The 9,251-nt window shown below is 66.6% G+C and carries 9 protein-coding genes; 6 read left to right on the top strand and 3 right to left on the bottom strand.

Annotated elements, in window-relative coordinates; translation table 11 throughout:
* A partial coding sequence (locus ACRDUX_RS05050) for an SAM-dependent methyltransferase (RefSeq protein ID WP_526411619.1) occupies positions 1 to 484 on the bottom strand: 484 nt, incomplete at its 3' end.
* A 32-nt stretch (positions 485 to 516) separates the two neighbouring features.
* On the bottom strand, positions 517 to 1,419 hold the full coding sequence (locus tag ACRDUX_RS05045; RefSeq protein ID WP_526411617.1) for an oxygenase MpaB family protein: 903 nt from the start codon (positions 1,417 to 1,419) through the stop codon (positions 517 to 519).
* A 79-nt stretch (positions 1,420 to 1,498) separates the two neighbouring features.
* Between ACRDUX_RS05045 and ACRDUX_RS05040 the strand changes: the two genes are divergently transcribed.
* On the top strand, positions 1,499 to 2,119 hold the full coding sequence (locus tag ACRDUX_RS05040) for a TetR/AcrR family transcriptional regulator (protein WP_526411615.1): 621 nt from the start codon (positions 1,499 to 1,501) through the stop codon (positions 2,117 to 2,119).
* On the opposite strand, the gene ACRDUX_RS05035 is transcribed toward ACRDUX_RS05040, so the two are convergent.
* Positions 2,116 to 2,697, bottom strand: coding sequence for a VOC family protein (locus ACRDUX_RS05035; RefSeq protein ID WP_526411613.1), 582 nt, complete (start codon positions 2,695 to 2,697; stop codon positions 2,116 to 2,118). The two genes, ACRDUX_RS05040 and ACRDUX_RS05035, sit on opposite strands and share 4 nt — an antisense overlap.
* Before the next feature lie 86 nt (positions 2,698 to 2,783).
* On the opposite strand from ACRDUX_RS05035, the gene ACRDUX_RS05030 reads away from it, so the two are divergent.
* From ACRDUX_RS05030 to ACRDUX_RS05010, 5 genes are all read left to right on the top strand, one after another.
* Entirely contained in the window at positions 2,784 to 3,413 is a 630-nt protein-coding gene (locus tag ACRDUX_RS05030) for a TetR/AcrR family transcriptional regulator (RefSeq protein ID WP_526411611.1), read from the top strand.
* Positions 3,414 to 3,424: 11 nt separating this feature from the next.
* Entirely contained in the window at positions 3,425 to 4,549 is a 1,125-nt protein-coding gene (locus ACRDUX_RS05025) for an alpha/beta hydrolase family protein (protein ID WP_526411621.1), read from the top strand.
* 171 nt (positions 4,550 to 4,720) lie between these two features.
* Positions 4,721 to 6,901 carry an acyl-CoA dehydrogenase family protein gene (locus tag ACRDUX_RS05020; protein ID WP_526411609.1) on the top strand — a complete coding sequence of 727 codons (2,181 nt, stop codon included), beginning with the start codon at positions 4,721 to 4,723 and terminating at the stop codon, positions 6,899 to 6,901.
* Positions 6,902 to 6,982: 81 nt separating this feature from the next.
* The gene (locus ACRDUX_RS05015) at positions 6,983 to 7,885 is read left to right on the top strand and encodes a LysR family transcriptional regulator (protein WP_526411607.1); all 903 of its coding nucleotides are present in this window, start codon (positions 6,983 to 6,985) and stop codon (positions 7,883 to 7,885) included.
* Between the two features lie 183 nt (positions 7,886 to 8,068).
* The coding region (locus tag ACRDUX_RS05010; protein ID WP_526411606.1) for an amino acid permease at positions 8,069 to 9,251 on the top strand (1,183 nt) is incomplete at its 3' end.

Raw genomic sequence — 9,251 nt, 5'->3', positions numbered from 1 at the left:
GGTCTACGGCGACCTCGCGCCGCTCTGCGGTTGGGGTGGCGCCGAGGCGCGTCAGTGCGTCCCGTTTGAACTCGAGCACCTGAGGCTGGTCGAGTTCGTAGACGACGGTGCCATCGGGCCACGGAAGCCGGTACCCGCGGGAATCGAGGCCCGCCGCGAGCACCACGATCTGCTGGACTCCGGCGTCGGCCACTGCCCCGAAGTACGCGTCGAAGTACTTGGTGCGGGCAGCTTGGAACGACACGAAGTGCGCGCCGAACTCGGAGCGGAGCCGACCGGCGCCATCGGCATCGACACCGCTGTCCCCGATACCGTCGAGCACGTCGGCCCATTCGCCGCCCGCCGCGCGGCAGAAGACCTCGGCAAAGGGGTCGAGAGCCAGAGGTTCTGCCTTCTGCGCCTCCAATGCCCTTGCCGCGGCGACGAACAGGGCCGTCGACCCAACGCTCGTCGTGATGTCCCAGGTGTCGCCATCGCTTCGCACGTCAGCGACCATACGCCGGGATGCTGACAGCCCTACACCAGCGGGCGACCGGTCCTGATCCGCCAATCAAGGTCCTTGAGCAGCACGTTGAACGGGAACTGCCTGACGAAGCGCGGCGTCAGGTGGATGGCGATACGCAACACCCGCATCAGCCCGTCGAAGCGACGCTGACGACGGGCATCCCACGGCAGCTGCATCTCGTCGCGGAAGCGTTGCGGCAGGAAGCCGGTCGTGATGAGAAGGGCAAAGCCCTCGGACCATCGTTGCAGCGGCCCCGGCAGCTTCACCCCGCGCACACGGCTCGCGGCGATCGGGTAGAGGTACTCGCGCACGGTGTCGTCGATGTGGACCTTCGCAAGTGACTGCTGCCAGTACGCATCGAAGGCCGCGCGGTCTGCGGGCCACATCTCCGGCGACACCTGCAGCGTGGTGCCCAGCGTGATGCCGTCGGCGTAGTGCCGATCGGCGGTCTCGCCGTCCATCTCGCCAACGAACGTGCGGTAGGAGTCGACGGCGCCCTTGTACAGGCAGGCGGCGACCCACAGCTGCAGATCCTTGTCGAACGCGTTGTACTTCACCGGGCTCTCGTCGGTCGAGTACACCTGTGCGTGCGCCCCGTTGACCGCTCGGCGGAAGGCGGCCTTCTGCTCGTCGGTGCCGCTGCCCGCCACGGCCAGGTACGTGAACGTGGTACGCGCCCGCTTGATCGGATGAAGGTCGACGCGACCACTTTCGACGCGACTCTCCAGCACCCCGTAGCCGACCCCCGGCCTGGCCAGTTGCATGATGACGTTCGCCGGGCCGAGGAGCAGCGCCACGCCGAGCAGCCCCTCGTCGACGGTGGGGCCGCTCCGGCGCTTGCGCGCACCGCGGCGCCCTGCCGAGATGGCGGGTGCGCTCACCGCACGCTCGACGTGACTGTCACCGACCGTCATGGTCAACCCCGATCGCAAATCTGAGAACGTGTGTTTCCTGATATTGCCCCGTACACCTGACGGGTGTCAAGATGGTCCGATGGCTCAGCCCAGGCCGTACGGCGGCGTCGAGGCCCGCGACCGTATCGCGGAGCGCAGGCGCCGACTGCTCGAAGCAGGACTGGAGCTACTCGGCGGGTCCGACCATCCCGCCGATCTCACCGTCCGCGCCATCTGCGGCCAGGCCGAGACGTCGGCGCGGTACTTCTACGAGAGCTTCACCGACAAGGACGAATTGGTGGCGGCGGTCTACGACTGGGTGATCGCCGACATCGCCGCCACCACGCAGGCCGCGGTCGCCGCCGCGCCCCGCGACGAGCAGAACTGGGCGGGCATCGCCAACCTGGTCCGCACGATCGCGAGCGACGCCCGCGTCGGGCGACTGTTGTTCAACCCTCAACTGTCGAACGCGGTCTTGGCACGCAAGCGTGCCGAGGTCGGCGGCGTCTTCGCGCTCTTGTCGGGCCAGCACGTGACGAGCGCGTACCAGTTGCCGCAGCACGAGTGGGTCAAGGCCGTCGCGCACTTCGTGGTCGGCGGAGTGGGGCAGGCGATCAGCGCATGGGTGTCCGGTGACATCCGAATGGAGCAGGGTCAGCTCGTCGACCAGCTGACCCGAATGGTCGACGCGCTGGCGGTTCGCGATCTCGATGGGAGCTAACGGTCTGCGCCGACGGGCGGGCGCCGGTCCGCCTCCGTCTTCGGCACCGTCGTCGTATCGCTCTCGCCGAACTCCTTGGTCCAGCAGGCGAACTCGAGGGTGATGCCGTCCGGGTCCTGGAAGTAGAACGATCTCACGTACACACCGGGATGCAGTGTCGCGGAGACCTGTGCGGCGCTCTCGTCGTGATTGAGCACGGGTCCCACCCGAACGCCCTTCTCCTTCAGGCGCCTCCGGTACTCGTCGAACTTCTCGGTGGGCACGTGGAAGGCAAGGTGGTTCAACGACCCGACGGCGCTGACGATCTCACCGATTCCGGGGATCGACGCGGGCGCCGAGATACCAGGCACTCCATCGGGGGCAGCGGCGAACCAGAAGAACGCGACGCAATCGCCGTTGCCCGCGTCGAAGAAGAAGTGCTGCCCCATCCCACCGGGCAGATCCAGTGACTTGACCAGGGGCATGCCGAGCACGTTCGTGTAGAAGTCGACCGTCTTCGCCATGTCCGCGCACACCAGTGCGACGTGGTTGATGCCGCCGAGTTCGAACTCGGAGTTGGCGTTGTCGGGCTTGATCATGGCTGCACTCCGGTCTGGTCAAAGAACAAATCTGAATCTAACATCAGATTCAGATCGAGGGTCTTCAATCATCGGAAAGGTCGCCAGTGACGGTCGCCCCGCGCGAGCAGTTGCCAACGTTGCGGGGAAGGCAGACCCAGGCGGCCATCGACGCCGCCGCACGAGTCGTGATCGCGCGCAAGGGAATCCTCGCGACCACCATCGCGGACATCGCCGCAGAGGCGGGCAGGTCGACGGCCTCCTTCTACAACTATTACGACTCCAAGGAGGCGATGGTCCGGGAATGGGCGCTGCGCTTCCGCGACGAAGCGCGGGAGCGAGCCAAGGCGGCCGCAGAGCCGAATCTGGAAAACCGCGAACGCGCCCACCGTGCCGTCGCCGCACACTGGAACACCTACCGCCACCGGCTGGCCGAGATGATCGGCGTCTCGCAGCTCGCGATGATCAACGACGACTTCGCGCAGTACTGGTCCGAAATCTGCGAGCTGCCGATATCGTTGATCACCGCGATGGTGAAACAAGCTCAGCGCGAAGGGTTCTCCGCCGGGGACGATCCCCACCTGGTCGCGGTGGCGATGGTGTCGATGCTCAATCAGTTCTGCTACACGCAGCTCAGCGGTGACCGCGCCACCCTGCCCGTCGACGACGACGCGTGCATCGCCACCCTGGCCGACGTCTTCTACCGAACCATCTACCACGAAGAGGTTTCGTCGTGACGAGGAAGGCCCTGGCCGGCACCCCCGGCGTGACCAGGGAGTTCATCGGGGTGGACTCCCCCACCGCCCGTCGCGCCGGCTCCGGCGGACATCCCTGTCAGGGCATCTACCACCGCGGCATGGGCCGCAAGCCGAAGGTGGCGATGATCGCCACGCACTATCAGATCGACTTCGCCGAGCACTACCTCGCCGACTACATGGCGACCAGGGGGATCGGCTTCCTCGGCTGGAACACCCGGTTCCGCGGCCACGAGAGCAGCTTCCAACTGGACCACGCACTGGTCGACATCGGGGTGGGAGTGCGATGGCTGCGAGAGGTACAGGGCATCGAAACCATTGTTCTGCTGGGGAATTCCGGCGGCGGCTCGTTGATGGCCGCCTATCAGGCGCAGGCCGTCGACCCACACGTCACGCCGCTGAAGGGGATGCGGCCCGCGGCCGGTCTCGACGACCTGCTTCCCGCCGACGGCTACGTTGCCAGCGCCGCTCACCCCGGCAGGCCGGAGGTGCTCACGGCCTGGATGGACGGATCCGTGGTCGACGAGAGCGATCCCGTCGCCGCCGATGCCGACCTCGACATCTTCGACTACCGCAACGGGCCGCCGTACTCGGCCGACTTCATCGAGCGGTACCGCGCAGCGCAGACCGCCCGCAACCATCGGATCACCGACTGGGTCGTCGACGAGTTGGATCGCGTTCGCGCCGCGGGCTTTTCGGACCGGCCGTTCACGGTGCTGCGGACCTGGGCCGACCCACGAATGGTCGATCCGACGCTGGAGCCCACGAAGCGGCCACCGAATACCTGCTATGCCGGACTTCCAGTGAAGGCCAACCGGTCGGCCCACGGTATCGCCGCCTCCTGCACGTTGCGCGGCTGGCTGGGCATGTGGAGCCTGCGCATCGCACAGACCGGCGCGGAACCGCATCTGGCCCGGATCGACTGCCCGGCGCTGGTGATCAACGCCGAGCAGGACACGGGTGTGTATCCGTCTGACGCGCAACGCATTCACGATGCCCTCGCAAGTACCGACAAGGCCATCCGATCCATCGACACCGATCACTACTTCACGACGCCGGGTGCCCGCAGTGAGCAGGCCGATACCATCGCCAAGTGGATCGCGAAGCGGTGGCGGTGAAGGTTCTTGCCCACTTCACACCGGACGAGACCTGGTGAACCTGGTGAACGCGGTGGCGGTCAAACACTCCTGAGGCCCAGGTACCCTCGATCCCAACCGACCGGTTAATTGGCTCGTTCTTTTGCGCATCTAGATGCCGCAGCGAGGCGAGGCTTTCCAAGGAGGCAAGACATGCCCATCGCGATCAACTCCGAGCACAACGACCTGGCCGATTCGGTCCGTTCACTGGTGGCCAGAGTGGCCCCATCCGAGGTGCTTCACGAAGCCCTCGAGACCCCGATCGCCAACCCGCCGACCTACTGGAAGGCCGCCGCCGACCAGGGGCTGCAGGGTCTGCACCTTTCGGAGAACGTCGGCGGGCAGGGCTTCGGCATCCTCGAACTCGCGATCACGCTCGCCGAGTTCGGCTACGGCGCCGTCCCCGGCCCCTTCGTACCGTCAGCGATCGCCAGCGCACTGATTTCGGCGAACGATCCGCAGAACAAGCTCCTAGAGGGATTCGCCTCTGGCGAGACCATCGGCGCCTACGCCATCGACTCCGGCCTGACCGCCACCCGCCAGGGCGGCGGCCTCGTCATCCGTGGCGAGGTCCGCGCCGTTCCTGCCGCGGCGCAGGCGTCGCTCCTGGTCCTGCCCGTCGCCATCGACAGCGGTGAGGAATGGGTCGTCATCGATGCCGATCAGGTGGAGATCGAACCCGTCAAGAGCGTGGACCCGCTGCGCCCCCTTGCGCACGTCCGCGCCAACGCCGTCGAGGTCGCCGACGACCGCGTGCTGTCCAACCTCAGCCGAACGCGGGCCCGCGCCCTGATGTCGACGCTGCTGTCCGCCGAGTGCGTCGGCGTCGCCCGCTGGGCCACCGACACCGCCGCGGAGTACGCCAAGATCCGCGAACAGTTCGGCCGCCCGATCGGGCAGTTCCAGGCCATCAAGCACAAGTGCGCAGGAATGATCGCCGAGACCGAACGTGCCACCGCAGCGGTGTGGGATGCCGCCCGCGCCATCGACGAGTCGAACGAGACCAGCGCCTACGAGTTCGCCGCCGCCGTCGCCGCCACCCTGGCGCCCGTCGCCGCCCAGCACTGCGCACAGGACTGCATCCAGGTCCATGGCGGTATCGGCTTCACCTGGGAGCACGACACCAACGTCTACTACCGCCGCGCGATCGTGCTGGCCGCCTTCTTCGGCCGCGCCGCCGACTACCCGCAGCAGGTGATCGACGTCGCCACCTCCACCGGGATGCGACCGATCGACATCGACCTCGACCAGGACACCGAGAAGCTGCGTGAGGAAATTCGCGCGGAAGTCGCTGCGCTGAAAGCACTTTCGAGCGGCGAGCGCGTCACCGCGATCGCCGAGGGTGGCTGGGTCAGCCCACACCTGCCCAAGCCGTGGGGCCGCGCCGCCACCCCCGTCGAGCAGATCATCATCGCGCAGGAGTTCTCGAGCGGCCGCGTCAAGCGGCCCCAGATGGGCATCGCCGCGTGGATCATCCCGTCGATCGTCGCCTACGGCACCGACGAGCAGCAGCAGCGCTTCCTGCCGCCGACGTTCCGCGGCGAGCAGATCTGGTGCCAGCTCTTCTCCGAGCCCGGCGCAGGCTCCGACCTCGCCAGCCTGTCCACCAAGGCCACCAAGGTCGACGGCGGCTGGCGGATCACCGGCCAGAAGATCTGGACCACCGGCGCGCAATACTCCCAGTGGGGCGCACTGCTCGCCCGTACCAACCCGTCGGCGCCGAAGCATGGCGGCATCACCTACTTCCTGCTCGACATGGCCAGCGAGGGAGTCGAGGTCAAGCCGCTACGCGAGCTGACCGGCAACGCGATGTTCAACACGGTCTTCATCGACGACGTGTTCGTGCCGGACGCGATGGTGCTCGGTGAGGTGGACCGCGGCTGGGAGGTCAGCCGCAATACACTGACCAACGAGCGGGTGTCGATCGGCAGCAGCGAGCCGCCGTTCCTGGCCAGCCTCGACCAGTTCGTCGAGTTCCTCAAGGACGGCCAGTTCGACCAGATCGAACAGAACGAGGCAGGCAGGCTGATCGCCGAGGGCCATGCCGCCAAGCTGCTCAACATGCGCTCGACGCTGCTGACCCTGGCAGGCGGCGACCCCATGCCCGCGGCGGCCATCTCCAAGCTGCTGTCGATGAAGACCGGTCAGGGTTACGCCGAGTTCGGGGTGTCGTCGTTCGGCACCGACGGCGCCGTCGGCGATTCCGAGCAGCTCTCCGGCAAGTGGGCCGAGTACCTGTTGGCGGGCCGGGCCACCACGATCTACGGCGGCACGTCCGAGGTGCAGCTCAACATCATCGCCGAACGATTGCTGGGACTGCCCCGCGATCCGTAGGGCGCGCTTATCATCGCCTCGCGGGCCATTGGACGGAGGTCACCCACGAGCGGCAAGGACCACGGGGTCACCCTTCGTCAGTTGCGCTACTTCGTCGTCCTCGGCGAGGAGTTGAACTTTCGGCGCGCCGCCGAGAAGTTGTTCATCACCCAGCCTGCGCTGTCGACGGCGATCAAACAGCTCGAACACCAGACGGGTGCAACGCTGTTGCGGCGCAATACCCGCGGTGTGGCGCTGACCGACGTCGGCGCAGCCTTCCTGCCGGTGGCCCTCGATGCGCTGCGCACCGTCGACTCGGCGGTCGACGACCTGATCGCGCTGTCGCGGCGCAACCGTCGCATCCGGCTGGGGTACCTCATTGGCACCGGTGCCGACGTGCTGTTCCGACTGGTTCGGCACTTCGAGGCCGCATATCCCGAAATCACCGTCGAACCAAAGGAATTCGACTTCTCCGACCCGACCGCCGGTCTCGCCGACGGCACCACCGAGGTGGCCATCATCAGACCGCCGGTAGACCTTCCCGAGCACCGGATGCTGATCCTCGACTCGGAGGACTGGGTTGCCTGCCTCCCGAGAGACCACCGCTTCGCGGGGCGCGCCGAGGTGACCATCGCCGAGCTGCTGGACGACCCGATCGTAGTGGCGCCGGGTAGCGCCGGTCGGTGGCGCGATTACTGGATGGCGATGGACGCACGCGACGGCACGCCGCCGACCATCGCCGCCGTCGCCGCCACCTACGAGGAGGAGACGACGACGGTTGCCCGCGGTCTGGGCATCAGCTTCACCAGCGAAGCCAGCGCCCGCCTCTACAACCGCCAGGGCATCGCCTACGTGCCGATCGTCGACCGGCGACGCAACTACACGGCACTCGCCTGGCATCCCGCGCGACTGACTGAGGATGCGACCGCGCTCATCCGGCAGGTCCACGACGAATGGAGCTTCGAGGAGGGCCAGGCAGTGGAGCGGCCAGCGACCTATTCCTAGGGACCGGCCCGCGTTCCTAGGGACCGGCCCGCGCCTCAGCGCTGATCAATCCCACTACTCATAAATTGGATTTATCAGTAGATCAGAATTTGGAACTTCCGCGGTGGCCCTTACGTGCGGTTGTCTCGGTTCACTCGATTACGAGCGCGTGGACCCGATCGACCTTCTGACCTGGAGCATTCGATGACCGACACCGCATCGCCTCTACCACCCGTCGCCAGTGGTTCCGTCGCAGGCGACGAAGACGCCAAACTGGCGCAGTTCGGCTACACGCAGAAACTCGACCGCTCGGTCGGCCGACTGGCCTCGTTCGCGATCGGCTTCGCGACCATCAGCGCCACCACGGCGGTGTTCACCGGCTTCGGCGCCGGCTACTTCACCGCGGGCGGCCCGTTCGTCTGGACCCTGCTGCTCGCCGCCGCGGTGTTCGTGATCTGGACGCTGATCGCCGCGGACCTGACCGCCAAGATCCCCTTGGCCGGCTATTCGTACCAGTGGACCAGTCGCCTCGTCGGCTCGACGATGGCGCTGTTCACCGGCGTGCTGGCGCTGGCCGGATGGATTTGCGGCATGACCGGTGTCGGCTTCATTCTGTCCGGCTACCTCGGCAGCCTGTTCGGCTGGAACATGAGCCAGACCGCGCAGATCCTCGTCGCGATCGGCGTGATGGCTGTCTGCATGCTCATCAACCTGTACGGCGTGCGGTTCGCGACGATGGTCAACAACATCGGCGTGAGCCTCGAGTTCGTCATCACCGTCGGCGCGACGATTCTGGTCGCGATCGTCGCCTTCTCCTCGCCGGACAACCACCAATCCGTCTCGGTGCTCTTCACCGGGGGCACGTCTGACGGCAGTACCCCGTACGTCCTGGCCTGGCTGGCCGCGTCGCTCGGCCCCTTCTTCGGGCTCATCGGAGTGGAGGCCAGTGCGGACATCGCCGAGGAGACCGTCAACGCGCGCCGCGTCATTCCGCGCACGATGTTCTACGCGTTGACCGCCTCGATCGTCATCGAGTTCGGCATGTACGTCGTCTACGTGCTCGCGATCAAGAATGCAGACGCCGTTCAGGCCGCATCCGCTGCGCCGATCGAGGAGATCATCACCCAGCAGGTCGGCCCGGTCATCAGCAAGATCGTCGTCGCCGTGGCCCTGACCAACGTGATGGCGTGCATCCTGGCCAACATCCTGGTCGCCACCCGGCTGACCTACTCGATGGCCCGCGACAACATGCTGCCGTTCTCGCACGTCTGGCGGCACGTCTCGCCGTCGAACCGCACGCCAACGTACGCCGTACTCGGAATCTTCGGGTTCTCGACGATTCTGCTGCTATTTGCACTGGTCAGCGAGAAGGCGTTCTTCCTCATCC

Origin of the sequence: Mycobacterium sp. (genome assembly GCF_050701675.1) — a bacterium.
Classification (GTDB): domain Bacteria; phylum Actinomycetota; class Actinomycetes; order Mycobacteriales; family Mycobacteriaceae; genus Mycobacterium.
Note: the sequence above shows the minus strand (reverse complement) of the source record. Positions and strands in the feature narration are given on the sequence as shown.

Bases quoted from the DNA above. Each gene is read 5' to 3' on its own strand.
- ACRDUX_RS05045 (WP_526411617.1), bottom strand. From the start codon at position 1,419: ATGACGGTCGGTGACAGTCACGTCGAGCGTGCGGTGAGCGCACCCGCC.
- ACRDUX_RS05040 (WP_526411615.1), top strand. From the start codon at position 1,499: ATGGCTCAGCCCAGGCCGTACGGCGGCGTCGAGGCCCGCGACCGTATC.
- ACRDUX_RS05035 (WP_526411613.1), bottom strand. From the start codon at position 2,697: ATGATCAAGCCCGACAACGCCAACTCCGAGTTCGAACTCGGCGGCATC.
- ACRDUX_RS05020 (WP_526411609.1), top strand. From the start codon at position 4,721: ATGCCCATCGCGATCAACTCCGAGCACAACGACCTGGCCGATTCGGTC.